Source organism: Burkholderia sp. SJZ089 (assembly GCF_007828315.1).
In the GTDB taxonomy this organism is placed as follows: domain Bacteria; phylum Pseudomonadota; class Gammaproteobacteria; order Burkholderiales; family Burkholderiaceae; genus Burkholderia; species Burkholderia gladioli.
Genome location: NZ_VIUM01000008.1, coordinates 283,411 through 309,659 on the forward strand (window position 1 = coordinate 283,411; position 26,249 = coordinate 309,659).

Sequence of the window (26,249 nt, forward strand, 5' to 3'; positions counted from 1 at the left end):
ATGGGTGCGCAATAAAATTGCCGCACTGGGCATGCTGCCGTCATAGGCTCGCTGCATCGGCCTCGGAAGCGAAATCGTTTGCGCATTTTCGTGCCTTATCGGGTGGATCATGTCGCGCGAAGAGGTGTGATGACTGGTGTGTCGCGGCGATGTCCTGCGCGGGAATATCGATTCCCGAATCGATCGCTTGGGCGGCGGGGGCGCGATTGCTAGATTGGCCGTCTGCCTGTCGCTTCGTTCCCCTCGATTGCCTGCACGGAGATGCCGATGTCCACCCTCGACGCCACCACCCCGACCTCCGCCAACGCGCCGGCGGCACCCGCCGCCGCGCGCGCCCACGTGATCGCCTCCGACCAGGAGGCGCTGGCGGTGGCGCGCGAGTTGGCCGCGCGGCTGGCGGCCGGCGCGATCGAGCGCGACCGCCAGCGGCGCCTGCCGCGCGAGGAGATCGAGTGGTTCTCGCAATCGGGGCTGTGGGCGATCACGGTGCCGAAGGCGCATGGCGGCGCGGGCGTGTCCTTCGTGACGCTGACCGAGGTGGTCAAGCTGATCTCGGCAGCCGATCCCTCGCTCGGCCAGTTGCCGCAGAACCATTACGGCCTGGTCGACGTGATCGCGCTGACCGGCAGCGAGGCGCAGCAGCGCGCCTTCTTCGCCGAGGTGCTGGCCGGCCGCCGCTTCGGCAACGGCTTCTCGGAGCGCGGCACCAAGCACGTGCTCGACCTGAAGACCCGCATCGTGCGCGAGGGCGAGACCTGGCGCGTGAACGGCACCAAGTTCTACTCGACCGGCGCGCTGTTCGCCCATTACGTGCCGGTGCTCGGCCTCGACGAGGAACGGCAGGCCTGGCTCGCCTATATCCCCCGCGACACGCCGGGCCTCACGGTGATCGACGACTGGTCCGGCTTCGGCCAGCGCACCACGGCCAGCGGCACGGTCAGGCTCGAGGACGTGCGGGTGCCGGCCTCGCACGTATTTCCCGCGCAGCGCGTGTCGGACCAGCCGACCCTGAACGGGCCGATCTCGCAGATCATCCAGGCCGCGATCGACGCGGGCATCGCGCGCGCGGCGCTCGACGACACGCTGCGTTTCGTGCGCGAGCGCTCGCGCGCCTGGGTCGACAGCGGCGTGGAGCGCGCCGCGGACGATCCGCTGACGCTGCGCGAGACCGGCAACCTGGTGATCCGCCTGCACGCGGCCGAGGCGCTGCTGGAGCGCGCGGCGCGCACGCTCGACGAGATCGCCGCGCGCGGCGAGGTGAGCGAGGACGACGTGGCGCGTGCCTCGGTGGCGGTGGGCGAGGCCAAGGTGCTGACCACCGAGGCCGCCCTGCTGGCCGGCGAGAAGCTGCTGGAGCTGGCCGGCACCCAGGCGACGCTGGCCGAGCACGGCCTGGACCGTCACTGGCGCAATGCGCGTACGCATACGCTGCACGATCCGGTGCGCTGGAAGTATCACCTGGTCGGCAACTACTACCTGAACGGCGTGAAGCCGGCGCGCCACGCCTGGAATTGACGAAGCCGCGCGCGTGAGCCGTCGCCAACGACCGCGCGCGACGGCATCGAGTCATGGCGAACAGACTCGTCGGTCCAGCGGAAGCGGGTGGGCAATCGTGCGGCGGCCCGGCGAGGCGCGGGCGGAGAGGGGAGCGGATCGCGGCGCTGGCCGCGCGCTCAGTTGGGCGAGGCGACTTCGAGCAGGCGGTCGAGCGCGGAGTAGACGTCGCGCAGCGTATCCGAGCCCAGTTGCTGTTCGAGCTGACGGTACTGGTCGTCGATGCGCGGTGCGATCCGGCGCACCAACTGGCGGCTGCGTTCGGTCAGCGCGACCAGCAGGCGGCGCTGGTCCTCGGTGGAGCGCATGCGCGTGATCATGCCGTCGCGTTCGAGCCGCTCGAGCACGCCGGTCAGGCTCGGGCTCAGGATGCAGCAGCGTTTCGCGATCTGCCCGGCTTCCAGCTCGCCCTTCGGCTCGCCATCGAGCAGGCGGATGATCCGCCACTGCTGCTCGGTCAGGGAGACTTCCTTGAGGATCGGGCGGAAGCGTCCGATCAGCGTCTCACGAGCCTCGAGCAGCAGCATCGTCAGATTGCGATGGTCAATCGTGCGATTCATGTAAATCGATTCGGGTGTTGCAGGCAGGGAAACAATCTTAACAGGAGGATATGTTTCCGAGGCACTCCGGTTCGATGAAATTCGTGTGTATTTGTGCGCGGATTCGTGAATGGATTCGTCAGATCGCGGCAAGCACTGTTAAAGGTTTTCGTTGTGCTTACGAGGCCGGCTTTACGGATCCGGCAAAAAAACGCGGCGGGCCGTGAAGGCCGCCGCGTTTTTTCCGCGAACGATCGTGCGCTTTGGTGGCGCCTCGGCGGCACCTCGTTGGCGCATCGCTTAGAAGCGCTGCTGGATGCCGAGCGTGGCGCCCACCTGGTTGCTCGCGTAGCCGACCAGGTCGCGCGACACGCTGGTGTTCTGGCCGTGCCGCGCGAAGGCGAAGCCGCCCGAGGCGAACAGCACGGTGCGCTTGGACAGCGCGTAGTTCGCGCGCAGCGAGACCAGGGTCGGGTCGGCGTCGGTGCCGCCCTTGAGGTCCTGGTGGTAGACGGCCGCGATCAGCGTGAAAGTCGGCGTGAACTGGTAGGCGCCGCCCAGCCAGTAGGTGTCGCTCAGTTGCGTGACGTCGCCGGCATGCAGGCTGCGGCGGTAGTTGCGATAACCGGCCATGGTCTTGAGCTTGCCGAAGTCGTAGCTGAGCGCCGCGTGGATCTGCTGCGCGTAGTTGACCGGGTCGGCCGGCAGCACGCTGTCGTTGGCGCCGTTCTGGCGGTCGAAGCTCAGTACCGCGGCGAACGGGCCATGCTCGTAGCCGCCGGCCACGCCGTATTTCGAGCTGGTCTTGACGCTGCCCGGCGTGTTGCCGAGGCCGACCATCGCGCCGAAGCGGAAGTCGCCGAACTCGCCGTCGTAGCGCACCGCGTTCGAGGCGCGCGTGAACAGGCCGTCCTTGCGGTTGCCGCTGGCCGTCGAGCTGGTTGCCCAGGAGTAGTTCTGCGCGTAGCCCATCGGGTCGAAGGGCAGCACGTAGTCGTAGGTGACCGTGAAGTTGCGCCCGAGCGTGAGCTCGCCCCACTTGCCCTTGAGGCCGACCACGGCGCGGCGGCCGAAGATCGAATCGGCGCCGTCGTCGAGCGTGCCGTTGGCGATGTCGATGCCGCTCTCGAGCCGGAACACCGCCTGCAGGCCGCCGCCCAGGTCCTCGACGCCGCGCAGGCCCCAGCGCGAGGTGTTCTTGGTGCCGGAGCGCAGCTTGAAGCTGTCGCCGCCCTGGGGCGCGGCATGGCTGGTGTATTCGAGGCCGGCGTCCATGATCCCGTAGAGGGTGACCGAGGAGGCGGCCTGCGCGGCGCAGGGGGCCAGCGTGAACGAGGCGGCGATGGCGGCGGCCAGCGGCGCGGGCGGGCGGCGATGGAGCGGACGGAAAAGCGGGTTCATGCGGTGATGTCTCCAGTCTGGTTGTTATCGATTGATGAGGACTGCGATAAGAGCGGGTGATGCGACATGGTTCGTGAAGGACCGCGCCCGATCGTCCCGCGGACGACGGCTGCCGGCCCGGCGCGGTGGGCCGGCAGCCTGAAGCGAGGCGGGCGAGGCCTCAGCCCGCCGAGGCGAAGGCCCAGCAGTCGTTGGCCGGGAACTCCAGCCAGTGCGGGCCGGCCGCGCGCGGCACCTGGCCGAACGCGCGCAGCCGCAGCGCGCCGCAATGGAACAGGTATTCCCAGCGATCGCCGAGATACATCGAGGTGACGAGCTCGGCCGGCAGGCGGTTCGCGCCGGGCGCGTCGGCCACCTGCACGCGTTCGAGGCGGATCACCGCCTGCGCCGGCTGGCCCGGCGCGAGCGCCTCGCGCGCCACCGCCTGCAACCGCCAGCCCTCGCCGGCCAGCGTGACGCGCTCCCCCGCCACCGCCTCGACACGCGCTTCCAGCCGGTTGTTGCTGCCCATGAACTCGGCCGTGTAGAGCGTGCGCGGCGCGCCATAGAGTTCGGCCGGCGTGCCTTCCTGCTCGATGCGCCCGTTGCGCAGCAGCAGGATGCGGTCCGACATCGCCATCGCCTCGGCCTGGTCGTGCGTGACGCACAGCGCCGACAGCCCCAGCGAGACGATCAGCTCGCGCAGCCAGGCGCGCGCTTCCTCGCGCAGCTTCGCGTCGAGGTTCGAGAGCGGCTCGTCGAGCAGGATCACGGGCGGGTTGTAGACCAGCGCGCGCGCGATCGCCACGCGCTGCTGCTGGCCGCCGGAAAGCTGGTGCGGATAGCGACCGGCGAGATGGCCGAGGCCGAGCTGGTCGAGCGCGGCCTGCACGCGCTGGCGCGTCTCGGCGGCCGACACGCGGCGCAGCTTGAGACCGTAGCCGACGTTGTCGGCCACGGTGCGATGCGGCCACAGCGCGTAGGACTGGAACACGAGCCCGAGCGAGCGTTCCTCGACCGGCAGGTTCAGGCCGCGCGCGCCGTCGAAGAAGGCGCGCGCATCGAGCGTGATGCGGCCGGCATGCGGCTGTTCGAGGCCCGCCACCGCGCGCAGCAAGGTGGTCTTGCCGCTGCCCGAGGCGCCGAGCAGGCAGACCACCTCGCCGGCCTTCAGTTCGAACGACACGCCCTTGAGGATCGGGTTGCTGCCGTAGCTGAGATGGAGATCGTCGACGCTGAGCTTATCCATGAAGTTTGACTCCGAAACGCAGGGCCACGCCGAGACCGGCGCCGACCATCGCGATGTTGATGACGGACAGGGCGGCCACCTGGTCGACGGCGCCGGTTGCCCACAGCGAGACCAGCAGCGCGCCGATCACCTCGGTCCCCGGCGAGAGCAGGTAGACGGCGGTCGAGTATTCGCGCTCGAAGATCATGAAGATCAGCAGCCAGGCGGCCAGCAGGCCGAAGCGCACCAGCGGCAGGGTGACGTCGAGCGAGACGCGCGCGCGGCTCGCGCCGACGCTGCGGCCGGCTTCCTCCAGTTCCGGGCCGACCTGCAGCAGCGCGCTCTGGATCAGGCGCATGCCGTAGGCGAGCCAGACCACGGTGTAGGCCACCCAGATGCTCCACATCGAGTTCTTCAACTCGCGCAGGCCCGGCACGAACAGGAAGATCCACAGGAAGGCCAGGCCCGCCAGCAGCCCCGGCACCGCGCGCGGCAGCAGCACCAGGTAGTCGAGCAGGCGCGTGGCCCAGTCGTGGCGGCGATGCCCGGCGAAGGCCACCAGCGTGTAGAAGCCGATCGCCAGCGCGCCGCCGATCACGCCGATGCCGAGCGTGTTGAGGATCGCGCGCACCAGGTTGTCCTGCTCGAACAGCTCGACGAAGTTGGCCAGCGTGAGCACCTCGGCCAGCGCCACGCCCTCGCCCCAGTTGGTGACGAAGGCACGCAGCACGATGCCCGAGATCGGCACCACCACGGTCAGCGCCAGCCAGGCGATCACGATCGCCAGCGCCAGCCACCGCCAGCCGCCCAGCGGCAGCACGGTGGCGCGCCCGGCCTTGCCCTTGACCGTGACGAAACGGTTCGCGCTCCTGAGCAGGCGGCGCTGCAGCAGCACCAGCGGGAAGGTGATCGCGACGATGCAGATCGCCACCGCCGCCATCAGGTGATAGGACGGCACGCCGAGCTTGTTGGTGAGCTTGTAGAGGTAGGTGGCCAGCACCAGGTGGCCTTCCGGATCGCCCAGCACCAGCGGCAGCCCGAACACCTCGAAGCCGAGGAAGAACACCAGCACGCCGGCGAACAGCAGGGCCGGCATGGTCATCGGCAGGCTCACGTCGAGCGCCACGCGAAACGGCCGCGCGCCCGTCACGCGCGCGGCTTCCTCGACGTCCGAGCCGAGGTTGCGCAGCGCCGCCGAGGCATACAGGTAGACGTGCGGCACGTGGGTCAGGCCGACGATCAGCGTGATCGCGGCGATCGAGTAGATCTGCCAGGGCAGCGTCTGCAGGCCCGTCAGCTCCTTGAACCAGACCGAGTAGAAGCCCACCGGGCCGGCCGCCACCACGTAGCCGAAGGCCAGCACCATCGGCGAGACGAACACCGGCGTGAGCAGCAGCGGCTCGAGCCAGCGGCGCCCGGGCAGGTCGGTGCGCACCATCAGGAAGGCCAGGATGCCGCCCAGCGGGATCGAGATGAACAGCATGCCGCCCGCGATCGTGAAGGAATTGCGCACCGCCGACCAGAAGTCGGGATCGCTGAAGATGAAGCGGAAGCCGTCCAGGCCGAAGCTGCGATTGGCATCGAAGAACGGCGCCGACAGCAGGCTCTGGAACAGGATGAAGCCGAGCGGCAGTGCGACCGCGACGGTCAGCACCGCGACCACGAGCCAGCGCAGCATGCCGGCCAGCGGCCTGAGGCCGCCGCGGCGCGGCGCGGGAATCGCGGCGCCGGCGCGCGTGGATGGCGCCGCGTCGGCGGCACCGGGAGGACTGGTGGTGAGCATGAGTTCGCCCCTGCGGCCACGCGGGCCGCATCGTATGAAGTGGGTGGGGAGCGCCCGCGCCCCCGGACGGGGCGCAGGCAGGCGAGGGCGCCGCCGCGGGGCGATGCCCCGCGTTCAGCGCCGGCCGTCTAGCGCTTGATGGCCTGCTGCCATTGCTTGAGGAAGGCCAGGCGCTTGGACTGGTCGAGATAGACCAGCAGGCCCGCGCCGATCTGGATCGGCTTGAGCGAATCGCCGAGCGACTTGGTGAGCGCCGTCATCGAGGTCTCGCCCTGCACGTCGCCGCGGATCGAGTAGAGGTTGGCCTGGTTCGCGATCAGCGTCTGGCCGCGCTGCGAGAGCAGGTAGTCGACCCACAGCTTCGCCGCGTTGGGGTTCTTGGCCTGCTTCGAGATGGTGGCCAGGCGGCTCACCACCTGGGTGTAGTCGCGCGGGAACACGTAGCCGATCGACTTGTCCTTCTTCGCCTTGGCATAGGCATACGAGCCGATGATGTTGTAGCCGATCAGGTTCTCGCCCGAGGAGATCCGCTCCATCATCGCGCCGGTGCTCGACTGCAGCTTCGGCCCGGTCGCGCCGATCGCGCGCACCAGCTCCCAGGTGACGGTCTCGTTGACGTGCGCGTCCTGGGTCAGGTAGTTGAAGCCGACGCCCGACTTCTCGATGTCGTAGGTGGTGACCTTGCCCTTGAAGCGCTCGGGCTGCGACTGCAGCAGCTTGATCAGCTCGGCGCGCGTCTTCGGCACCTCGTTGTCGGCGATCAGGCGCTTGTTGTAGACGATCGCCAGCGGCTCGAAGGTGGTGCCGTAGGCCTGCTTCTGGTACTGCGCCCAGCCGGGGATGTGGCTGGTCTCGGGCGAATCGTAGCTGGCCATCAGGCCGTCGTTGACGAGCTTGATCTGCAGGTCCATCGCCGAGCTCCACAGCACGTCCGCGCTGGTGCTCTTCGCCGCGTTCTCGCTGATGTAGCGGTTGTACAGCTCGGTGCTGTTCATGTCGTTGTATTCGACCTTGACGCCGTACAGGCTCTCGAAGTCCTTGATCAGCGGGCGCACCAGGCTGGTGTCGGTGGTCGAGTAGACGATCAGTCGGCCTTCCTGCTTCGCGGCGTCGATCACGCCCTGGTAGTTACCCGGATAACCGGTCGGCACCTGCGCTTCCACGACGCCGGCGGCGAGCAGGGCGGCGGTGGCCAGAACGGCCGCGCGGCCTGTCTTTGCGTGCTGCATGTCTTCCTCCAGATGAAACCCCGGGCGGGATTGTGTTCGTTTGTGTGACGCGGATCGTAAGCGGCGGGCACTTTCAGTCTGCTTTCGTTTCGGGCCACAATAGCGTCCGTTTCGTCATGGATTTCCCGAGGTCGCGATGCGCGTGCTGCTGGTCGAAGACAATCCCTCCCTGGCGCAGTCGCTCACCGACGCGCTGGCGGCCGCGCGTTTCGCCGTCGATCACATGGCCGACGGCGAGGCCGCCGACCACCTGCTGCGTACCCAGGACTACGCGCTGGTGATCCTCGACCTGGGCCTGCCCAAGCTCGACGGGCTGGAGGTGCTGCGGCGCCTGCGCGCGCGCCGCAACGCGGTGCCGGTGCTGATCCTGACCGCGCACGGCTCGGTCGAGGATCGCGTGCGCGGCCTCGACCTCGGCGCCGACGACTATCTCGCCAAGCCCTTCGAGCTGACCGAGCTGGAGGCGCGCGCGCGGGCCCTGATCCGCCGCAGCAACGGCCACGAGCAGACCCGCGTGGCCTGCGGGCCGCTCGAGTTCGACAGCGTCGACGGCGGCTTTCGCCTGGCCGGCGAGCCGCTGGCGCTGACGCCGCGCGAGCGCGCCGTGCTGGAGGTGCTGATCCTGCGCAACGGCCGCGCGATCAACAAGGAGGCGCTCTCGGAGAAGATCTTCGGCATCGACGAATCGGTCAACGCCGACGCGATCGAGATCTACGTCTACCGGCTGCGCCGCAAGCTGGAAGGCCGCGGCGTGGCGATCGTCACGCTGCGCGGGCTCGGCTACCTGCTGGAAGCGAAGGACCCATGCGTCGCCTGAACCTGCGCATGCAGGTCGCGCTGTGGCTGCTCGCGCCGCTGCTCGGCCTGCTCGCGCTCGATTCCTGGCTGACCTACCAGCGCGCGATGAGCGCCGCGCACCACGCCTTCGATCGGACCCTGGCCTCCTCGCTGAAGTCGATCCGCGAGGGCGTGCGCCTGGACCGGGGCGAGGTGATCGTCGACCTGCCCTACCTGGCGCTGGAGATGTTCGAGTCCAACGACGGCGGCAAGATCTACTACCAGATCCGCGAGGACGGCGGCCGCAACGTGACCGGCTATCCGGACCTGCCGCAGCCCGAGGCGAATGCTGAGCCGTTCCAGCCGGTGTTCTACGATGCGCCCTATCGCGGCGAGCAGTTGCGCATGGCCGCGCTGCGCCTGCCGGTGCACGACGTGCCGACCGCGCAGACGCGTCTGGTGCGCGTGCTGGTGGGCGAGACCATCGAGGCACGCCAGGCGCTGGCGCGCGAGATCCTGACCGGCTCGCTGAAGCAGGAGGCGCTGCTGATCGTGCTGGCGCTCGGCATCGTCTGGTTCGGCGTGTCGCGCGGGCTGCGGCCGCTGTCGCGGCTGTCGGCCGCGGTGGCCGCGCGTGCCGAGGACGATCCCGCGCCGCTGCCGGCCGACGGCCTGCCCAGGGAGATCGCGCCGCTGGTCGAGTCGATCAACCAGTACATCGCGCGCATCCAGCGCATGCAGGTGGCGCGGCGGCGCTTCTTCGCCGATGCCGCTCATCAGTTGAAGACGCCGCTGGCCGCCGTGCAGGCCGGCGTCGAGCTGGCGCAGCGGCCCGCCGAGGCAGCGCGCGCGAGCGGCCACCTGCGGCGCGCCGGGCTGGCGGTGCGGCAGGCCGCGAAGCTGGTGCAGCAGTTGCTGTCGCTGTCGCGGCTCGAGTCGGACGGCGGCGCCGCGCTGGAGCGTCGCCGCGTGGCGCTGCACCGGCTCGCGCGCAGCAGCACGCTCGACTGGTCGCCGGTGGCGCGCGCCCACGGCATCGACCTGGGCTTCGAGCACGAGGCCGACGTCGAGGTGGTCGCGCGCGCCGACCTGCTGGCCGACCTGATCGGCAACCTGATCGACAACGCGATCCGCTACGCCGGCGACGGCGCGGTGATCACGGTGCGGATCGGCCGGGAGGGCGGGCAGGCACGGCTCGACGTGATCGACGACGGCCCCGGCATCGCCAGCCAGGAGCGCGAGGCCGTGTTCGAGCGCTTCTATCGCAGCTCGGCGACGGAATCGGTGGAGGGTTCGGGGCTGGGCCTGTCGATCGTGCGCGAGATCGTGCGCGTGCACGAGGGCGAGATCGCGCTGGACGATGCGCCGGGCGGCGGGCTGGTGGTGACGGTGCGGCTGCCGCTCGCGCCGGCGGCGCCGGGCACGGGCACCGCCTAGCCGGATCGGCGAGGTGGTTGCGGGCGCAACCGCCCCGCAACCGTCCCGCGATCGCCGCCGCGCCGGGCTCAGGCGTCGAAGCCGATTTCCGCCTCGAGCGGCTGGCCCACTTCCAGCACGCGCGGGCCGGCGCCGCTATCGGCCACCACCAGCACGCCGTGCTTGCCGAAGGTCAACTGGCCGTCGAAGCGCTCGTTGGCGCGATAGCCGCTCATGGTGTCGAGCGGTTCGTGCGGATGCTGCGGGTTCGGGCCGCCGAGCGCCTGGTCGACGTCGGGCACCGGGCAGCGCGTGCAGAGCTTGACCAGTCGCAGCCGGATCGGGCCGCTCGCGGCCTCGATGTCGAGATGCTCGACGTAATCCTCTTCATAGGCATCGAGCCCGCTGATCACCAGGTTGGGCCGGAACCGGTTCATCGGCACGGCAGGCACGCCGCGCTGGCCGAGCCGCGCGTTCAGGTCGTCCAGCGAGGCCTGGCCGATCACCATCACCGGGAAGCCGTCGGCGAATTGCGTGTGGGTGCTGAGCTCGCCGGTCCACTTGCGGGTCACCTCGCGGCGCACCTCGGGCGCGAAGCGCACCAGTCGAACCGTCAGGCCGAGGAAGGCGCTGAACCAGCGCGCGGTGGCCTCGCCCGTGTCCAGCGCCTCCATGCTGTCCTTCCAGACCGTCACCGACAGGCGCGGCGCGTCGCCGAGCGCGCGCGCGTCGAGCGGCGTGCGCAGCGGCGGCATGCCGGGCGCCTCGATCAGCAATTCGGTTTCGCCGATCGCGATCTTCACCAGCGCCAGGCGCGGATGCGTGCGTTGCGTGATCATCGAGCCCGAGGGTTCGACGATCAGCCAGGTGCGGTCGTATTCGAGGCCGCTTTCGAGCAGGGTCGCGCGCGTGAGCGAGATGCCCGCGCAGGATTTGATGGGGTAGACGAACAGTTCGCTGAGGGTCGGCATGGAAGCGGCGCGGCAGGGGCGCGATGGCGGGCGGCAATCCGGGATTTTGCCAGATCGGCGGCGCGCGGTCGCGGCGGCGTTGCGCTCGCGCCGCCGGCAGCCGCTCGCCGAACCGCTGCCCGCCGAAGCGCCGAAGCGCCGAGCACGCTGACGCGGCGTCGACGCTCGGCGCATGGCCGCCTGCACGCGGCGGCGAGCGCCCGAGCACCATGCCCTGCTCGGGCCACGCCCGCTCAGGCCGAGCCGAGCGGGAAACCGCGGTCGAAGGTCGGGCCGACGTCGAGCGGCTGGCGCAGCATGCCGACCTTGCGATAGAAGTCGGCGGTGGCTTGCTGCTCGGCCACCAGCGGCGCGTCGATCGGCAGCCACTGGGTGGCGCGCCGCTCGAACTGCAGCCTGGCGGCCGCCTCGGGGATGCCGATGATGCGCGCCAGCGTGGCCGAGAACGCGTCGGCGTGGCGATAGGACCAGCGCTGCGCGCCTGCCACGCGCCGCACGAAGTCCTGCAGCACCGCGCGCTTGCCGTCGATCGCCGTATCGGTGGCAGCGATGTAGCTGAGCCCCGAGGACAGGCCGCGCCCGTTGACCAGCACGCGCGCGCGTCCGCTGGTCTCGGCCAGCGCCGTGTAGGGCTCCCAGGTCGCCCAGGCGTCGATCGAGCCGGTGGCCAGCGCGAGCATGGTGTCGGCCGGCGGCAGGAAGCGGAAGTCCACCGCGCTGGGCGGCAGCCCCGCCGCGTCGAGCGCCTTGAGCGTCACGTAGTGGCCGATCGAGCCGCGCGTGGTGCCCACGCGCTTGCCCTTCAGGTCGGCGGCGCCGCGCATGGCCGCGTCGGGCCGCACCATCACGGCGGTGCCGTAGGCGTCCGAGCGGTTCGCCGCGATCGCCTTGACGCGCGCGCCCGAGGACAGCGCGAAGATCAGCGGCGCATCGCCGATCGGGCCGCAATCGACGGCGGCCGCGTTGAGTGCCTCGGCCAGCGGCGCCGCGGCCGGAAATTCGGTCCACTGGATATCGTAGGGCAGGCCGCCGAGGGCATTGGCGGCCTCCAGCAGCGCGCGCAGGCCGCCTTTCTGGTCGCCGGCCTTCAGCACCGGGCGCGGGCCGGATTGCGCGAAGGCCGTCGCGCCGAGCGCGGGCAGCAGGGCGAGGCCGGCACCGGCGGCGCCCGATTGCAGGAAGCGTCGTCGGCTGGTGGAGCGGGGCGGGTTCATGGCGTGATGGGTCCTTGGGGATGGGAGGGGAGTGTTCGTGCCGGCGTGACGGGGTTCGGGGCTGCGCCGGAGGCTCAGTGCGCTCAGTGCGTGTAACCGCCCTCGATGTCGGCCACCGGCTCGGCGTCGATCCGCGCCAGCAGCGCGTCGATGCCGCCGGCCGAGGTCCGGCTTTCTCGCGCGGCCGTCGTGCTGGTCGCGCCGCACATCAGGTTCGCGTCGGACCAGCGCGTGCCGGGCGCGGCCACCGCGCGCAGCCAGCCGCCGCGATCGGCGATCAGCTCGGTGCCGGCGAAGGCATCGGGGGCGCGGTTCGCGATCGTCGCGAAGATTCGCCAGGCGTCCGGCGCGATGGCCGTGCAGCTCGCGCGCGGGCCATGCGCGCCGTCGCGCGGCGGCGCGGGCGGCTGGCCGTCGCGGGTGAGCAGCAGGGTCTGCCAGCGCGCGTCCTCGAAGGGCGGCGGCGCGGCGGCGTCGAGCGCGACCAGGCGCACGCGCTGGTCGCTGCGCCATTGCGCGAGCGGCAGCGGCGCGCCGTCGGCGCAGCGCACCTCGAGCGCGGGCAGCGCGAGCGGCACCGGCCAGCCCTCGCCGCCGGCGCCGCCGCCCGCCGCCGACAGCACGCGCAGGTAGGCCAGGGTGGCCCAGATCTCGCGATCGTCGAGGCTGGCGCCGAAGGCCGGCATCGTCACGGCGCCCTGGCGATCGCGCATGCCGCTCGCGACATGCTGGAACAGTTCGCCGTCGAGCCGCCGCGCCAGCAGCGGGCCGGCCAGGGTGGGCGGCCAGACCGGCAGCGAATCGGCGTGCGGGCCGTCGCCGCGCCCGCGCGCGCCATGGCAGGCCAGGCAATGTTGCGCGTACAACGAAGCGCCCTGCGCGAGCGTGTCGATCGAGAAAGGCAGCGGCGAGCGCTGGAAGCTGGTGGGCGTGGCGGCGGTCAGCCACAGCGCCGTCGGCGGCCAGGGCGCGAGCCAGGCGCAGGCCAGCGCGAGCCCCGCCAGCGGCAGCCGCGCGCGGCGCGCGAGCAGGGCCGCCAGCGCGAGAATCAGCGCGGCGCTGCTGGCGATCAAGGCCAGGCCGAGCCGGCGCGCCAGGCCGCGGTCGATCGCCAGCGTCTCGGTCGCCACGCGTCGCGCCCAGGGCCAGGCCGGCTGGCCGTGGCTGCTGCCGGCCAGCCCGAGCCGGTCGGCCAGCGCGCCGAGCAGGACCTGGGCCTCGTGCAGCGTGGCGAGCAGCGGATTGAGCCAGGCCTCGGGTGCCGCCAGGCTCATCGCGACGACACCTCGCGGACCCGCTCGCCGCGTGCGCTACCAGCTCGCATCGAGGCCGAGATGGGCGAGCGCGGTGCGGCGCAGCTCCGCCAGGCGCGGGTCGCCGCGATGGCGCGGATAGGGCAGGTCGACCTCGAGCTCGGCGAGGATCCGCGCCGGGCGCGGCCCGAACACGACCACCCGCTGCGCGAGGAACAGCGCTTCCTCCACGTCGTGCGTGACCAGCAGGGCCGAGAAGCGCGCGCGCCGCCACAGCGCGACCAGCTCGCTCTGCATGGTCAGGCGCGTGAGCGAATCGAGCTTGCCGAGCGGCTCGTCGAGCACCAGCAATTGCGGATCGTTGACCAGCGCGCGCGCCAGCGCCACGCGCTGCGCCATGCCGCCCGAGAGCTGGTGCGGAAACGCGTCGGCGAACTCGCTCAGGCCGACGCGCGCCAGTTCCTCGTCGACGCGGTGCCGTTCGCGCCGGGCCAGGCCGCGCGCATCGAGCCCGAGCGCCACGTTGGCGCGCACGCGCCGCCACGGATACAGCGTCGGGTCCTGGAACACCACGATGCGCGACGGATCGGGCCGCTCGATCGGTTTGCCGTCCTGCCGGATCGAGCCGCGCGTGGCCGGCTCGAGGCCGGCCACCAGCCGCAGCAGGGTGGACTTGCCGCAGCCGCTGGGCCCGAGCAGGGCGACGAACTCGCCCGGCGCGACCGACAGCGACACGTCGTCGAGCACGTGCAGCGGCCCCTTCGGGGTATCGAACCAGTGGCTGGCATGACGGATGTCGATGCGCGCGCCGGTGACGGTCGAGGCATCGTCGCCGCGCGGCGCATCGGCGTGGCGCTCGACATCGGCGCGGCGCGTGAGGTCCGCGTGACGCGCGGCTTCGATCGGCGCGTCGGCGCCGCGTGCAGCGGGCGCCGGGGACAGCGTGGCGGGGCTCACCATTTGACGGTTCCTTTCTGCCAGGCGAGCGCGCGGTCGCGCAGCGCGAACAGCAGGGTGATGAGGCCCGAGAACAGCAGGGCCATGACGATCAGCGCCGCGTACATGTTGGTGTAGGAGGCCCAGCCCTGGGCCCAGGTCAGGTACCAGCCGAGGCCGGACTTCACGCCCATCATCTCGGCCACCACCAGCACCGTGAAGGAGGCGCCCAGCCCCATGAACAGGCCGACGAAGACCTGCGGCAGGGCGCCGGGAATCGCCACCCGCAGCACCAGGAAACGTGAATTCGCGCCGAGCGTGCGGGCCACGTCGTAATAGGCCTTGCCGACGCCGGCCACGCCCGACCAGGTCAGCACGGCGACCGGGAAGCCGGTGGCCAGCGCGATCAGGAACACCGCGGCCGACCAGCTCGATGGGAACAGGTAGAAGGCGAGCGGCAGCAGGGCGGTGGCCGGCAGCGGCCCGAGCACGCGCAGCACCGGATGCACCCAATAGCCGATCGCGCGCGACCAGCCGACCGAGACGCCCACCAGGAAGCCGATCGCGGCGCCCGTGGCCACGCCCACGCCGAGCAGCTTCAGCGAGTTGAGCGCGCTGCCGGCCAGCCGCGGCGCATCGTCGAGGTAGACCTCGATCAGCGCCTGCGGCGGCGCGAAGAAGGGCGTGGGCAGCCAGCCGGTCTTGGCGGTGGCGATTTCCCAGGCGGCCAGCAGCAGCGCGATCGCGGCCAGCCAGGGGCCGGCCGGCTGCAGGCGTGCCACCAGCGCGCGGCCCGGCGCGAGCAGGCGGCCCGCGATCGCCAGCAGCGCCAGCAAGGCCGCGACGGCCCAGCCGGCGAGGCCGATTTCCTCGGTATAGGCCCAGTCGGCGAAGCCCACCACGCGGTTCGGCCAGAGACAGGCGACGGCGCCGAAGGCTGTCCAGGCCAGCGCGGCGATCAGGCCCGTGCCCCAGACGCGCGGTTCTCGCGCGGCTGCCGATGCGTCGGCGGCGCAGGCAGAGCAGGCGAGCGCGGCCGGCTTGTCTGCCGGTGCCTCGATCGTGGCGTGGCCGGCTGGCGTCGCGGCAGCCGGCTGCCGCGCGGCGTGCCGGTCGAGCGGGGTGGAATCGAGCGTGGACATGATCCTCAGCCCAGTACGTTGGCGTAGACCGTCTGCGCGAAGCGCTGCGGATCGGTCGACTTGCGCATCACGCCGATGCGGCGGAAATCGTCGGCATAGAAGGCGATTTCCTGCTGCAGGTCGACATTGGTCGGATGGTGCTCGTAGGTCAGCGTCGCGTAGAGCTTGCGCAGGTCCTCGGGGTTGACCTTGGGCGTGTACTTCGCGAACAGCCGGGCCGATTCGTTGGGGTTCTCGCGCGTGTAGTCGGTGGCCTCGACGATCGAGCGCGCCAGCGCGGCGGCGGCCGGCCGGTCGTTGCGCACCAGCTCGCCGCGCGCGCCGATCACGCAGCAGACCTTGTGCTGGTACTCGTCGGAGAGGTTGCTGGCGAGCTGCGTGTACTGGCCGGGGCTGCGCTTCTCCAGCAGGTAGAGGTTCGGGTCGCCGTCGGCGATCGCGTGGATCTCGCCCTTGTCGACAGCCGTGCCGAGCAGGTCGGCCGGGTACTGGCGCCAGGCGACGTCGCGCTCGGCGTCGATGCCATGCCTGGCCAGCAGGATCGCGAAGAAGTGCTTGCCGGGCGAGGCCAGGTCGCTCACGCCGATGGTCTTGCCCTTGAGCGTGGCCAGCGAGGTGACGCCGGCCTTGTTGGCGCCCAGCAGGCGCACGCAGCCGCCGTGCGAGCTGCCGATGATCTTCACGTCGAAGCCGGCCTCGAGCGGCTTGAGCCAGCGGTGGATCATGCCCACCGCCGCGTCGGCCTTGCCGGTCGCGATCGATTCGAGCAACTGGTCGGTCGAGCCCGAGTAGTTCACCAGCTCGACCGCGAGGCCGTTCTTCTCGAAGATGCCGCGCTCCTGCGCGACCACGATCGGCGTGAGGCAGAAGGCGGTCTGGTTCCAGGCGAACTTCAGCTTGCGCAGCGGCGGCGCCGACCAGGCGCTGCGTCCCAGCGCCAGCGCGGCGCCCGCCAGCGCGGCGGCGCCGGCCGTGCGCAGCGCGCGCCGGCGGCCCGGGCGCGCGGCCTCGGGCGATGCGGTATCGAGCGGACGAGACATATCGGATTCCTCAACGTAGCGAGCAGTGGCGTGAAGGTGGCGGGGCCGGTGCATGGCCGGCCCCTGGAATCGGGAACGGCGGTCAGTCGAGCAGCTCGGGTTCCTGCTCGACCAGCCCCGCGTAGAGGCTTTCGAAGGCCTGCAGCGCGCCGTCGGGCTTGCCGATCTGGCCGTGCGTGTGGCGCGCGGTGGCCGCGTCGATCGGCTGCGTGGTGCCGGCCGCTTCGGCGAGCAGGGCGGTATGCGCGACGTTGTCGAGCGCGATGTACCACCAGGCCGCCGCCTCGACCGTCGGGCCGCCGGTCAGGATGCCGTGGTTCTTCAGGATCACGCCCTTGTGCGTGCCGCCCTCGGGCTTGGCCAGCGCCTGCGCGATGCGATCGCCCTCGCTGGTGTCGACCACCATGCCGGTGAAGTCGTCGAACAGCGCGCGGTCCTCGTAGAACACGCAGGCGTCCTGGGTCAGCGGCGCCAGCGGGCGGCCCAGCGTCGACCAGGCCTTGCCGTAGGTCGAGTGCGTGTGGGCGGCGGCCACCAGCTCGGGATGGGCCTCGTGGATCGCCGCGTGGATCGCGAAGGCGGCCTTGTTGAGCGGGCGCTCGCCGATCACCGTCTCGCCGCGGCCGTTCACGAGCAGCAGGTCCGAGACCTTGATGCGCGAGAAATGCACGCCGAGCGGATTGACCCAGAAATGGTCGGGCAGCTCGGGATCGCGCGCGGTGATGTGCCCGGCCAGGCCCAGCGCGAAACCGTGTCGCGCGAACAGGCGGAACGCGCCGGCCAGGCGCTCCTGGCGATGGCGGCGCTCGGCCGCGATGCTCGCGCGCGGCGCCGGCGGATCGAACCAGAATTTCTGCTGCGGTCGCGGATTGATCGCGAGACCGGAAGGCGTGCGGGACTGCAGCGGCAGGACGGTGGACATGATCGGCTCTTAGGTTGTGGGGGCGGGGAGGCGGGTGGCGGCCCGGGCCGCGGTCGGTCACGGCAGTCGCGGCGGCGGGTGCGTCTTGGCCCGGTTTCGGCGGGGCTGCCCGTGCCGTTCGCGCTGCCTGCTTGCTTGCGCTGTCTTCGCGCGTGCGAATCGAATCGACGCTGACGGGTTCACGCCGCGGCGCGGTTTGCCTGGCGCGCCGCCGCCAGCTCGCGTACGCGCGGGATCAGCTCGCGGCCGTAGTCGATCGCGTCCTCGAGCGGATCGAAGCCGCGGATCAGGAAGGTGGAGACGCCGATGTCGTAGTAGTCGGCCAGCGCGTCGGCCACCTGCTCGGGCGTGCCGACCAGCGCGGTCGAGTTCGAGCGGCCGCCGCTCAACTGGGCGATCTCGGTCCACAGCCGCTTGTCGACGCGCGAGCCGCGTTCGGCGGCGGCCAGCAGGCGCCGCGCGCCTTCGCTCTGCTGCGGGCTGCCCACGCCCAGCCCGGCCGCCTCGCGCAGCCGGCGCGTTTCGGCCAGGATGCGCCGAGCGCGATCCCAGGCGGCGTCCTCGGTGGCGGCCAGGATCGGGCGGAACGATACCGAGAAGCGGATCTGCCGGCCCTGCGCGGCCGCGGCGGCGCGCACGCGGCCGGTCAGCTCGCGCACCTGGTCGAGCGATTCGCCCCACAGCGCGTAGATGTCGGCGTGCTTCGCGGCCACCTCCAGCGCGGCCGCCGAGGCGCCGCCGAAATAGATCGGCACGTGCGGGCGCTGCGCCGGCTTCACCTCGGAGAAGCCCTGGCGGAAGCGGTAATAGGTGCCCTCGTGGTCGAACGGCCGGTCCTCGGTCCAGATCCGGCGCAGGATGCCGAGGTATTCGTCGGTGCGCGCGTAGCGCTGGTCGTGATCGAGGAAATCGCCGTCGCGCTGCTGCTCGCTGTCCGAGCCGCCCGAGATGAAGTGCACGCCGAGCCGCCCGCCGCTGAACTGGTCGAGCGTGGCGATCTGGCGTGCGGCCAGGGTCGGCTCGGTGAAGCCGGGCCGGTGCGCCAGCATGAAGTTCACGCGCTCGGTGACGGCCGCCGCGTAGGAGATGGTCAGCGTCGCGGAGGGACCGGTCGAGTGATGCGGCACCAGGATCCGGTCGAAGCCGGCCTGCTCGTGGGCCTGGGCGAAGGCGCGCACATAGTCGCGATCGACCACGGGGCCCGCGGGCGGGTGGATCTCGGACTGCTTCTGGCTCTGGATCATGCCGATGAATTCGACGCTCATCGCGGGGCTCCGGGTGCGGGCGGCCCGGCGCGGGCCGGGCGGAAATGGAAAGAGGGCGGGGCCGGCGGCGACCAGGGGGCCACGCACCGGAACATGCCGGCCAGATTAGCCGCGGGATCATGCAAGATGGAAATAATTATTTGCGCAAAGAATATCTTTTTTGCATGGTTTGGCGGGCGCCGCCCAGCCCTTAGGCTGATGGCCGATCCCTTTGCCGGCGGGCTGCCGCCGGCGTTTCGAACCCGAGGAATGGCAATTCGATGGCTACCCTGCTGAGCGACCCGGTCGAGACCGCGGCCGGCTTTCCCGCTCCCGCCGACGAGGCCGCGCTCGACGCGCTGCTGGCCTCGCTCGCGCTCGCGCCCGCGCTGGCCGAGGGCGCGGCGCGTCACGACCTGGACGGCAGCTTCGCGCACGAGCACCTCGCGCTGTTGCACCGGCATGGCCTGGTCGCCCAGGTGGTGCCGCGCGCGGCGGGCGGCGGCGGTGCCTCGCTGGCCCGCGCGCGCCGCATCGTGGCCGGCATCGCGCGCGCCGACGCGGCCACCGCCCTGGTGCTGACCATGACCTATCTGCAGCACCGCGCGCTGGTGCGCGAGGACAGCCGCTGGCCCGAGGCGCTGCGGCGGCGGGTTTATGCCAGCGCGGTGGAGCAGGGCGCGCTGATCAACGCGCTGCGCGTCGAACCCGAATTGGGCTCGCCCTCGCGCGGCGGCTTGCCGGCCACCGTCGCGCGCCGCGACCGCGACGGCTGGCGCCTGTCGGGGCACAAGATCTACAGCACCGGCGTTCCGGCGCTGCGCTGGCTGGCGGTGTGGGCGCGCACCGACGAAGCCGAGCCTCGCGTGGGCGTGTTCCTGGTGCCGCGCGAGGCGCGCCGGCGCGAAGGCGGCGAGGCGATCCGCGTGATCGAGAGCTGGAACCACCTGGGGCTGCGCGCCTCGGGCAGCCACGAGGTGGTGTTCGACGAGGCCTGGATTCCCATCGAGCATGCCGCCGACCTGCGCGCGCCGGCCGACTGGCTGCCCTCGGGCGCGGCCCAGGCCGATAGCGGCGCGCAGGCCGACCAGCAGGCCTGGATGATCGCGCTGCTCGGCGGCCTCTACGATGCGGTGGCGCGAGCGGCGCGCGATTGGCTGCTGGGTTTCGTCAACGCGCGCGCGCCGGCCAGCCTGGGCGCGCCGCTGGCGACGCTGCCGCGCGTGCAGGAGACGCTAGGCGAGATCGAGGCGCTGCTGCTGGCCAATCGCGTGCTGCTCGACGAGCTGACCGAGCGCGCCGACGCGGGCGCGCCGCCCGACGTGGTGAGCGCCGGCCTGGTCAAGTACACGGTGACGAATCACGCGATCCGCGTCACCGAGCTCGCGCTGCAGTTGTCGGGCAATCACGGGCTGAGCCGTCGTCATCCGCTGGAGCGTCATCATCGCGATGTGCTGTGCAGCCGGATCCACACGCCGCAGAACGACGCGATCCTGGTCGCGGCGGGGCGCGCGGCGGCCGCGGAGATCGCTTCGCGCGACGCGGCTTGAGGGGCGCTGGCGAGGGAATCGGATGCGACGCTGAAGCGGGGGAAGCAGCGAAGACGAACGACGTGAGCCGCGGCGCGAGCCACGCGACGAGGCGGCCGGCCCGAAGCCGCGCCGCCCGTTGTCGTTCAGGCGGCCAGGTCGGCCGCGCCAAGCGCCTCGAACTGCTCGCGCGCCGCCTCGCCCACCGCGCGCGCCGGCGCCGCGAGCCGCTCCACGCCGTCGCGCTGCGCCAGCCACAGATCGATCGGCGGCCGGAAGTCGCTGACGTTGACGATCTCCAGCGCTGCGCGCAGCGGGCTCGCCTCGACCAGCGGCAGGGGCACCAGGCCGAGCCCGAAGCCGTTCGCCACGCTTTGCAGCTGCACGTCGCGTCCGAAGGCGTCGAGCGTGACCGCGAGCGGCAGCCGCTGCGCGTCGAGCGCGCGCTTCAGGCTGGCGCGAAAGCCGCAGCCGTCGGGATTGAGCACCCAGCCGCGCGCGTGCAGCTCGGCGAGCCGGTAGCTGCGCTTCGGGCAGGCGCCGCGCGCGGCCACCACGGCCAGGCGCGTGGCAGTCAGGCGCTCGCCCGTCACGTGCGGCGGCAGGGCGGTGTCGCGCGCCACGAACACCAGCGCGGCGTCGAGCTCGCCCAGCGAGAGCTTGTCGAGCAGCGCGCCGGCCCAGCCGGCCTCGACGCGCGGCGCCACCGAGGGCCAGCGCTCGCGCAGCATCGCGATCAATTCAGGCAGCATCAGCTCGCCGATGCCGTGCGTGATGCCGAGCCGGAACGCGCCGGCCGGCGGCTGGGTGGCGCGCACCATCTCGCGCAGCGCCTCCACCTCGCGCAGCACCGCGCGGCATTGGTCGTGCACGCGACGGCCGAGGTCGGTGGGGCGCGGCGGCTTGGTGTTGCGGTCGAGCAGCTCGACGCCGAGCGCTTCCTCGAGGTTCTGCACGCGCCGCGTGATGGCCGGCTGCGTGATGCCGAGCTCGTGTGCGGCCTGGCTCAGGGACTGGCAGCGGATCACGGCCGCGAATGCATCGATATCGCCGATTTTCATGTTACTTTTGCATGCAATCCGATCAGGGTTATAAGCCCGAATCATATTCCAAGAGGTCCCCGATGAGTTCGTTTTCCTTGCATCAGTCGCTGGCGGAAGACGCGCAGCGTGCCGCGCCTCCGCTGGCCGAGTTCGTCGCCGCGTTCTCGCGGCTGATCGACACGCGGCCCGACGAGGCGCGCGTGGTCCGTGACGGCGGCGCGCTGCTGGCCGACCTGGTGGCCCGCGACGACTGGCTGCCCGACAACTTCGCGCAGCCCGATCCGGAGCGCTACCAGCAGTTCCTGCTGCATCGCGATCCCGAGGCGCGCTTCTCGGTAGTCAGCTTCGTGTGGGGCCCGGGGCAGACCACGCCGATCCACGATCACACCGTCTGGGGCTTGATCGGCATGCTGCGCGGCGCGGAGGATTCGCAGCCCTACGCGCTGGCCGCCGATGGCCGGCCGCTGCCCGAGGGCGAGCCGGTGCGGCTCGCGCCGGGGCAGGTCGAGGCGGTCTCGCCCGCGCTCGGCGATATCCATCGCGTCAGCAACGTGCACACGGACCGCGTCTCGATCAGCATCCACGTGTATGGTGCCGACATCGGCGCGGTCGAGCGCTCGGTCTATCGCGAGGACGGCACGCGCAAGCTGTTCATTTCCGGCTACACGCTGCCGGCGCAGGCCGTGCGCAACTGAGCTGGGCGCTACCCGGATTCCGATTCCATCGTTCCTTTCCCTTTCTTCTTGTCGATGAACACCGTGCCTGCTTCTTCCGTCGATTCCTCCGCCGTTCCCGTCGAGTTTCCCCGCCTGTCCGTCGCCGAGGTGCGCGCCGCGCTGCTCGCGCGCGAGGAGATCGCCCTGGTCGACCTGCGCGAGGAGGACCCTTACGCGCACGGCCATCCGCTGTGGGCCGCCAACCTCTCGCTGTCCAAGCTCGAGCTCGAGGCCTGGACGCGCATCCCGCGCCGCGACACCACGATCGTGCTGTACGGCGAGGCGCTCGGCGAGGATCTCGCGCCGCGCGGCGCGCGCGTGCTGGCCGCGCTCGGCTACACGCGCGTGCATCTGCTCGACGGCGGCCTGGACGCCTGGCGCGCGGCCGGCGGCGAGCTGTTCATCGACGTCAACGTGCCGAGCAAGTCCTTCGGCGAGTATGTCGAGGCCGAGCGCCACACGCCCTCGCTGTCGGCGCCCGAGGTGCAGGCGCTGATCGACGCGCGCGCCGACGTGGTGATCGTCGACGCGCGCCGCTTCGACGAATACCAGACCATGAGCATCCCGACCGCGACCAGCGTGCCCGGCGCCGAGCTGGTGCTGCGCGTGCGCGAGCTGGCGCCCGATCCGGCCACGCGCGTGATCGTCAATTGCGCGGGGCGCACGCGCAGCATCATCGGCACCCAGTCGCTGGTCAACGCGGGGCTGCCGAACCCGGTGGCGGCGCTGCGCAACGGCACCATCGGCTGGCTGCTGGCCGGGCAGACGCTCGACCATGGCGCGGCGAAACGCTTCCCCGATACCATCTCGGACGCGCATCGCGAGGCCGCCCGCCGCAGCGCCCGCGAGGTGGCCGCGAAGGCCGGCGTGCCGCGCATCGCGGCGGCCGAGGTGGCGGCGCTGGCCGAGGGCGGGCGCCGCACCGTCTACCGGCTCGACGTGCGCACGCCCGAGGAATACGCGGCGGGCCACCTGCCCGGTTTCGCCAGCGCGCCGGGCGGCCAGTTGGTGCAGGAGACCGACCATCACGCGCCGGTGCGCGGCGCGCGCATCGTGCTGGCCGATGACGACGGCGTGCGCGCCGACATGAGCGCCTCGTGGCTGGCGCAGATGGGCTGGGAGGTGAGGGTGGTCGAGCCGGTGGCGGCCGAGGCGCGCTCGGCGCTGGGCGCCTGGCGCGCCGAGGTGCCCGAGGCCGCGCCGATCGAGCGGATCGCGCCGGCCACGCTGGCCGCCTGGCGCGCCGAAGCCGGAGTGGATGCCGATACTGATGCCGATGCCGCGGTGGCCGTGATCGACGTGACGGCCAGCGCCAACTACGTGAAGCGGCACGTGCCGGGCGCCTGGTACGCGGTGCGCGCGCAGTTGCGCGCGGCGCTCGCGACGATTCCGGCCGCGCGGCGCTATGTGCTGACCTGCAATACCTCGCAACTGGCCGCCTTCGCGGCCGTCGACCTGCGCGCGCTGCTGCCGGCCGAGGTCGGCGTGTTCGTGCTCGAGGGCGGCACGCTGGCCTGGATCGACGCGGGCCTGCCCGTCGAGGCGGGCGAGACGCGCCTGGCCACGCCGCGCACCGATCGCTACCGGCGTCCCTACGAGGGCACCGACAACGCGGCCGCCGCGATGCAGGCCTATCTCGACTGGGAGTTCGGCCTGGTCGAGCAACTGGGCCGCGACGGCACGCATCATTTCAAGGTGATCTGAGCGGCGCTTCCTTCCCGGCCGCCGTTCGCGGCCGACTCCCCGCCTCGATCGACGCGCGACGTGCGATGTCCCTGCCTCGTCGCGCTCCCCGGTCGATCCTTACATATGACATTTCGATCGCCCGATCCGCAAACAGACTTGTAAGTCTGTCTACTCGCGTTTCCGGCCGAGACAAGGCAATACATCGCATGCAATTGATTTGCTGCGTCGCATCAATTCAAACGCCGGCGCCAGCCTGACGCACCTGGGTTTGGCGCCTGAAATGTAAATCAGGGTTTATGCCGGGACCGGTTTCATCGATTCGACAATCAAACGAAAAACGCTTTGTGCATCGCGCTCAAACGCTCACCGTTTAGTGAATTCCCGCGTTGCGCCGAACCGACGATGCACTTTTGACAGGTAGGGAATTGTCAGCTTCTCGGTCAGAATGGCGCCGGCATGGAAACTCGCCCATGCCCGTAGCACACGAGACCAAAGAATCCTGAGGATGGAGAAGCAATGAAAAAGCACGTAGCGGTTGCCATCACGGCAGCCGGCCTTGCCACGGCCGCGCACGCCCAGAGCAGCGTGACCCTGTACGGGATCGTCGACAATGGCCTGGCCTACCAGAACAGCAGCGGCTCGCTGGGCCAGACGGCCAACGGCCATTCGTCGGTGAAGATGTCGACGGGCGTCTGGGCGGGCAGCCGCTTCGGCCTGAAGGGCGCGGAAGACCTGGGCGGCGGCACCAAGGCCGTGTTCACCCTGGAAGCCGGCGTCAATACCGCCAACGGCAACTCGCAGTTCAGCGGCGGCATCTTCACGCGCCAGGCCTTCGTCGGCCTGTCCGATACCAAGTACGGTACGCTGACCGCCGGCCGCCAGTACACCGCCTACTACACGCTGCTCTCGCCGTGGAGCCCGACCACCTGGCTGACCGGCTATTTCGGCGCGCACCCGGGCGATATCGACTCGCTCGACACCAGCTACCGTGCCAACAACTCGCTGGTCTACATGTCGCCGAAGTACTACGGCTTCACGTTCGGCGGCTCCTACTCGTTCGGCGGCCAGCCGGGCAGCGTCAACGCCGGTTCGACCTGGAGCGCGGGCCTGCAGTACACCAACGGCCCGCTCGGCGTGGCCGCGGCGTTCCAGCGCGTCAACAACGCGGCTTCGGGCGGCGGCGCCTGGAGCCCGAACTCGACCACCTCGAACGGCGGCGCGCAGACGGCCGTGTCGGCGATCAACAACGGCTACATCACGGCGCAGGCGCAGCAGCGCGTGGCGGTGACGGGCGGTTACCAGTTCACCTCGCAGTTCGACGTGACGGTCTCCTACTCGAACGTGCAGTACATCCCGGGCGCCAACTCGACCTTCCGCAACACGGCCACCTTCAACACCGCCGGCGCGGTGCTGCACTTCAAGCCGGTTGCCGTGTGGGACTTCGGGCTCGGCTACAGCTACACGGCGGCGACGCTGTCCAACGGCGTGTCCAGCGCGGCCCGCTACCACCAGGTCACGGCCTCGCAGTACTACAGCCTGTCCAAGCGCACCGGCCTGTACGCGGTCGAGGCCTACCAGCACGCCTCGGGCAACACGCTGTCGAACGGCAAGGTGATCGCGGCGACGGCCTCGATCGGCGACGGCTTCAACAGCACGCCGGCCACCACGCGCGGCCAGGTCGGCCTGGGCGTCGGCCTGATCCACCGCTTCTGATCGAGCGCGCGGGCGCGGCGCATCGCGGCGCGCTCGCGAATGCAAAACGGGCAGCTCCCGCCTCGGCGGGGCTGCCCGTTTTTTCATGGCTGGACGATGAGGCTGCCGGCGGATCGGTCGCGCAGGCGAGCCGGCGGCGAGATGTCGAGCGAGGGGAATTGCCTGGAAAGGATGGCTGGCCCGATCAGGCCATGCATGTGGTGGTACAGCGGGGAAGACAAGCAAGCCGTGGCATCAGCCGTGGCTGTCGACCCAGGCACGCGCCCATTCGAGCCCGGCCAAGCGCGCGGCATCCTCGGTATCGAACACGCCGAGCACGCTCGAGGCGTCGACCAGCCGGTTGTTGCGCGTGATGGTGCCGCTGGCCGCATAACGATCGGGCTGCATGATCTCCTCCTGCTGGAGGATCGCATGGCCCCAGATCTGGTAGCCCTTGTAGGTTTCGGCTTCCATCGGCGGGGGCTTTCGTCAGCGCAGGATGGTGACGCCCGCGGCGGCCGGCGTGCCGACCCGCAGCACGTTGCCGTCCGGCGTGAACAGGCGCGGGATCTCGGGCGTGCCCGGGGCGGCGCGCGGTGTATCCGGCGTGGCCGCGTGCGGCCTTGCCAGCGGCTTGGCGGCTTCCACGGCCGGCGGGCGCACGCCCGCGTCGACCAGGCGCGGTGCGACGCGCTTGTGTTGTTTCGGTGCTTTCGGCACGGCCGGCGCCATGTCGTGGTGGGCACCGCCGCGTGCTTCGGGCGGATTCCAGATTTCGACGTAGTGGTCGCCCGCGAATGCCGGCGACGTGACCGCCAGCAACAGCAACCCGCATCCAACCAGTTTCACTATGTATTCTCCGTGTGGCACCGGAACCAGCCGCCATGGCGGCGCGTTCCGTGTCGGCCGGTGCCCCGCGCGATTGCACTGCGCGGCGAGCTTCGGCCAACGAGCG

At 71.1% G+C, this 26,249-nt stretch carries 23 protein-coding genes; 7 read left to right on the forward strand and 16 right to left on the reverse strand.

The window, feature by feature from the left end:
- The first annotated feature begins 267 nt into the window (after positions 1 to 267).
- Positions 268 to 1,515 (forward strand): SfnB family sulfur acquisition oxidoreductase, encoded by a 1,248-nt coding sequence (locus FB600_RS17410; RefSeq protein ID WP_145757144.1) that lies wholly within the window; start codon positions 268 to 270, stop codon positions 1,513 to 1,515.
- Between the two features lie 158 nt (positions 1,516 to 1,673).
- On the opposite strand, the gene hpaR is transcribed toward FB600_RS17410, so the two are convergent.
- The 5 genes from hpaR to FB600_RS17435 form a co-directional block, all read right to left on the reverse strand.
- Positions 1,674 to 2,114: a homoprotocatechuate degradation operon regulator HpaR gene (hpaR, locus tag FB600_RS17415; protein WP_013691088.1), complete on the reverse strand. Its 441-nt coding sequence runs from the start codon at positions 2,112 to 2,114 to the stop codon at positions 1,674 to 1,676.
- 279 nt (positions 2,115 to 2,393) lie between these two features.
- Positions 2,394 to 3,494: a porin gene (locus FB600_RS17420; RefSeq protein WP_145757145.1), complete on the reverse strand. Its 1,101-nt coding sequence runs from the start codon at positions 3,492 to 3,494 to the stop codon at positions 2,394 to 2,396.
- Positions 3,495 to 3,654: 160 nt separating this feature from the next.
- A complete protein-coding gene (locus FB600_RS17425) occupies positions 3,655 to 4,722 on the reverse strand; it encodes an ABC transporter ATP-binding protein (protein WP_096751619.1) in 1,068 nt (355 codons plus the stop codon).
- The gene (locus FB600_RS17430; protein WP_025097546.1) at positions 4,715 to 6,484 is read right to left on the reverse strand and encodes an ABC transporter permease; all 1,770 of its coding nucleotides are present in this window, start codon (positions 6,482 to 6,484) and stop codon (positions 4,715 to 4,717) included. Before FB600_RS17430 ends, FB600_RS17425 begins: the two co-directional genes overlap by 8 nt.
- Positions 6,485 to 6,612: 128 nt before the next feature.
- A complete protein-coding gene (locus FB600_RS17435) occupies positions 6,613 to 7,713 on the reverse strand; it encodes an ABC transporter substrate-binding protein (protein WP_098182087.1) in 1,101 nt (366 codons plus the stop codon).
- A 136-nt stretch (positions 7,714 to 7,849) separates the two neighbouring features.
- Between FB600_RS17435 and FB600_RS17440 the strand changes: the two genes are divergently transcribed.
- Entirely contained in the window at positions 7,850 to 8,530 is a 681-nt protein-coding gene (locus FB600_RS17440; RefSeq protein ID WP_025097544.1) for a response regulator, read from the forward strand.
- Entirely contained in the window at positions 8,518 to 9,927 is a 1,410-nt protein-coding gene (locus FB600_RS17445) for a sensor histidine kinase (RefSeq protein ID WP_098153000.1), read from the forward strand. Before FB600_RS17440 ends, FB600_RS17445 begins: the two co-directional genes overlap by 13 nt.
- 68 nt (positions 9,928 to 9,995) lie before the next feature.
- Here the strand turns inward: FB600_RS17445 and FB600_RS17450 are convergent, their stop codons facing one another.
- The 8 genes from FB600_RS17450 to FB600_RS17485 all read right to left on the reverse strand — a co-directional run bounded on the left by FB600_RS17450 (position 9,996) and on the right by FB600_RS17485 (position 18,649).
- On the reverse strand, positions 9,996 to 10,877 hold the full coding sequence (locus FB600_RS17450) for an MOSC domain-containing protein (RefSeq protein WP_098182085.1): 882 nt from the start codon (positions 10,875 to 10,877) through the stop codon (positions 9,996 to 9,998).
- Positions 10,878 to 11,110: 233 nt separating this feature from the next.
- Positions 11,111 to 12,091, reverse strand: coding sequence for an ABC transporter substrate-binding protein (locus tag FB600_RS17455; protein ID WP_098152998.1), 981 nt, complete (start codon positions 12,089 to 12,091; stop codon positions 11,111 to 11,113).
- Positions 12,092 to 12,174: 83 nt separating this feature from the next.
- Positions 12,175 to 13,365 (reverse strand): c-type cytochrome, encoded by a 1,191-nt coding sequence (locus FB600_RS17460; RefSeq protein ID WP_145757146.1) that lies wholly within the window; start codon positions 13,363 to 13,365, stop codon positions 12,175 to 12,177.
- 36 nt (positions 13,366 to 13,401) lie between these two features.
- A complete protein-coding gene (locus FB600_RS17465) occupies positions 13,402 to 14,304 on the reverse strand; it encodes an ABC transporter ATP-binding protein (protein ID WP_013691078.1) in 903 nt (300 codons plus the stop codon).
- The gene (locus FB600_RS17470; RefSeq protein ID WP_145757147.1) at positions 14,298 to 15,422 is read right to left on the reverse strand and encodes an ABC transporter permease; all 1,125 of its coding nucleotides are present in this window, start codon (positions 15,420 to 15,422) and stop codon (positions 14,298 to 14,300) included. The genes FB600_RS17465 and FB600_RS17470 overlap by 7 nt, the downstream gene beginning before the upstream one ends.
- 5 nt (positions 15,423 to 15,427) lie before the next feature.
- Positions 15,428 to 16,462, reverse strand: a complete 1,035-nt coding sequence (locus FB600_RS17475; protein WP_105821299.1) for an ABC transporter substrate-binding protein — start codon at positions 16,460 to 16,462, stop codon at positions 15,428 to 15,430.
- An 82-nt stretch (positions 16,463 to 16,544) separates the two neighbouring features.
- Positions 16,545 to 17,384 (reverse strand): class II aldolase/adducin family protein, encoded by an 840-nt coding sequence (locus FB600_RS17480; protein ID WP_145757148.1) that lies wholly within the window; start codon positions 17,382 to 17,384, stop codon positions 16,545 to 16,547.
- Positions 17,385 to 17,563: 179 nt separating this feature from the next.
- Positions 17,564 to 18,649, reverse strand: coding sequence for an LLM class flavin-dependent oxidoreductase (locus FB600_RS17485; protein ID WP_145757149.1), 1,086 nt, complete (start codon positions 18,647 to 18,649; stop codon positions 17,564 to 17,566).
- Positions 18,650 to 18,909: 260 nt separating this feature from the next.
- Here FB600_RS17485 and FB600_RS17490 point away from each other — a divergent pair, with 260 nt between their 5' ends.
- A complete protein-coding gene (locus FB600_RS17490) occupies positions 18,910 to 20,178 on the forward strand; it encodes an acyl-CoA dehydrogenase family protein (RefSeq protein WP_145757150.1) in 1,269 nt (422 codons plus the stop codon).
- 125 nt (positions 20,179 to 20,303) lie between these two features.
- On the opposite strand, the gene FB600_RS17495 is transcribed toward FB600_RS17490, so the two are convergent.
- Positions 20,304 to 21,218 (reverse strand): LysR family transcriptional regulator, encoded by a 915-nt coding sequence (locus tag FB600_RS17495; protein ID WP_096751608.1) that lies wholly within the window; start codon positions 21,216 to 21,218, stop codon positions 20,304 to 20,306.
- A gap of 62 nt (positions 21,219 to 21,280) precedes the next feature.
- Here FB600_RS17495 and FB600_RS17500 point away from each other — a divergent pair, with 62 nt between their 5' ends.
- The 3 genes from FB600_RS17500 to FB600_RS17510 all read left to right on the forward strand — a co-directional run bounded on the left by FB600_RS17500 (position 21,281) and on the right by FB600_RS17510 (position 25,315).
- Complete coding sequence (locus FB600_RS17500; RefSeq protein WP_096751607.1) at positions 21,281 to 21,895, forward strand: cysteine dioxygenase; 615 nt, start codon at positions 21,281 to 21,283, stop codon at positions 21,893 to 21,895.
- Between the two features lie 54 nt (positions 21,896 to 21,949).
- Positions 21,950 to 23,620, forward strand: a complete 1,671-nt coding sequence (locus tag FB600_RS17505; protein WP_227743956.1) for a rhodanese-related sulfurtransferase — start codon at positions 21,950 to 21,952, stop codon at positions 23,618 to 23,620.
- 498 nt (positions 23,621 to 24,118) lie between these two features.
- Positions 24,119 to 25,315: a porin gene (locus FB600_RS17510; RefSeq protein ID WP_013691069.1), complete on the forward strand. Its 1,197-nt coding sequence runs from the start codon at positions 24,119 to 24,121 to the stop codon at positions 25,313 to 25,315.
- Positions 25,316 to 25,549: 234 nt separating this feature from the next.
- Here the strand turns inward: FB600_RS17510 and FB600_RS17515 are convergent, their stop codons facing one another.
- Together FB600_RS17515 and FB600_RS17520 are read right to left on the reverse strand one after the other, a co-directional pair.
- On the reverse strand, positions 25,550 to 25,768 hold the full coding sequence (locus FB600_RS17515) for a hypothetical protein (protein WP_013691068.1): 219 nt from the start codon (positions 25,766 to 25,768) through the stop codon (positions 25,550 to 25,552).
- Between the two features lie 15 nt (positions 25,769 to 25,783).
- Complete coding sequence (locus tag FB600_RS17520; RefSeq protein WP_036036705.1) at positions 25,784 to 26,122, reverse strand: hypothetical protein; 339 nt, start codon at positions 26,120 to 26,122, stop codon at positions 25,784 to 25,786.
- Between the last annotated feature and the right edge of the window lie 127 nt (positions 26,123 to 26,249).

Bases quoted from the DNA above. Each gene is read 5' to 3' on its own strand.
- FB600_RS17460 (WP_145757146.1), bottom strand. From the start codon at position 13,365: ATGAGCCTGGCGGCACCCGAGGCCTGGCTCAATCCGCTGCTCGCCACG.
- FB600_RS17440 (WP_025097544.1), top strand. From the start codon at position 7,850: ATGCGCGTGCTGCTGGTCGAAGACAATCCCTCCCTGGCGCAGTCGCTC.
- FB600_RS17445 (WP_098153000.1), top strand. From the start codon at position 8,518: ATGCGTCGCCTGAACCTGCGCATGCAGGTCGCGCTGTGGCTGCTCGCG.
- FB600_RS17420 (WP_145757145.1), bottom strand. From the start codon at position 3,494: ATGAACCCGCTTTTCCGTCCGCTCCATCGCCGCCCGCCCGCGCCGCTG.
- hpaR (WP_013691088.1), bottom strand. From the start codon at position 2,114: ATGAATCGCACGATTGACCATCGCAATCTGACGATGCTGCTGCTCGAG.
- FB600_RS17475 (WP_105821299.1), bottom strand. From the start codon at position 16,462: ATGTCTCGTCCGCTCGATACCGCATCGCCCGAGGCCGCGCGCCCGGGC.
- FB600_RS17450 (WP_098182085.1), bottom strand. From the start codon at position 10,877: ATGCCGACCCTCAGCGAACTGTTCGTCTACCCCATCAAATCCTGCGCG.
- FB600_RS17510 (WP_013691069.1), top strand. From the start codon at position 24,119: ATGAAAAAGCACGTAGCGGTTGCCATCACGGCAGCCGGCCTTGCCACG.
- FB600_RS17480 (WP_145757148.1), bottom strand. From the start codon at position 17,384: ATGTCCACCGTCCTGCCGCTGCAGTCCCGCACGCCTTCCGGTCTCGCG.
- FB600_RS17410 (WP_145757144.1), top strand. From the start codon at position 268: ATGTCCACCCTCGACGCCACCACCCCGACCTCCGCCAACGCGCCGGCG.
- FB600_RS17490 (WP_145757150.1), top strand. From the start codon at position 18,910: ATGGCTACCCTGCTGAGCGACCCGGTCGAGACCGCGGCCGGCTTTCCC.
- FB600_RS17465 (WP_013691078.1), bottom strand. From the start codon at position 14,304: ATGGTGAGCCCCGCCACGCTGTCCCCGGCGCCCGCTGCACGCGGCGCC.
- FB600_RS17435 (WP_098182087.1), bottom strand. From the start codon at position 7,713: ATGCAGCACGCAAAGACAGGCCGCGCGGCCGTTCTGGCCACCGCCGCC.
- FB600_RS17425 (WP_096751619.1), bottom strand. From the start codon at position 4,722: ATGGATAAGCTCAGCGTCGACGATCTCCATCTCAGCTACGGCAGCAAC.
- FB600_RS17505 (WP_227743956.1), top strand. From the start codon at position 21,950: ATGAACACCGTGCCTGCTTCTTCCGTCGATTCCTCCGCCGTTCCCGTC.
- FB600_RS17455 (WP_098152998.1), bottom strand. From the start codon at position 12,091: ATGAACCCGCCCCGCTCCACCAGCCGACGACGCTTCCTGCAATCGGGC.
- FB600_RS17430 (WP_025097546.1), bottom strand. From the start codon at position 6,484: ATGCTCACCACCAGTCCTCCCGGTGCCGCCGACGCGGCGCCATCCACG.
- FB600_RS17485 (WP_145757149.1), bottom strand. From the start codon at position 18,649: ATGAGCGTCGAATTCATCGGCATGATCCAGAGCCAGAAGCAGTCCGAG.
- FB600_RS17500 (WP_096751607.1), top strand. From the start codon at position 21,281: ATGAGTTCGTTTTCCTTGCATCAGTCGCTGGCGGAAGACGCGCAGCGT.
- FB600_RS17470 (WP_145757147.1), bottom strand. From the start codon at position 15,422: ATGTCCACGCTCGATTCCACCCCGCTCGACCGGCACGCCGCGCGGCAG.
- FB600_RS17515 (WP_013691068.1), bottom strand. From the start codon at position 25,768: ATGGAAGCCGAAACCTACAAGGGCTACCAGATCTGGGGCCATGCGATC.
- FB600_RS17495 (WP_096751608.1), bottom strand. From the start codon at position 21,218: ATGAAAATCGGCGATATCGATGCATTCGCGGCCGTGATCCGCTGCCAG.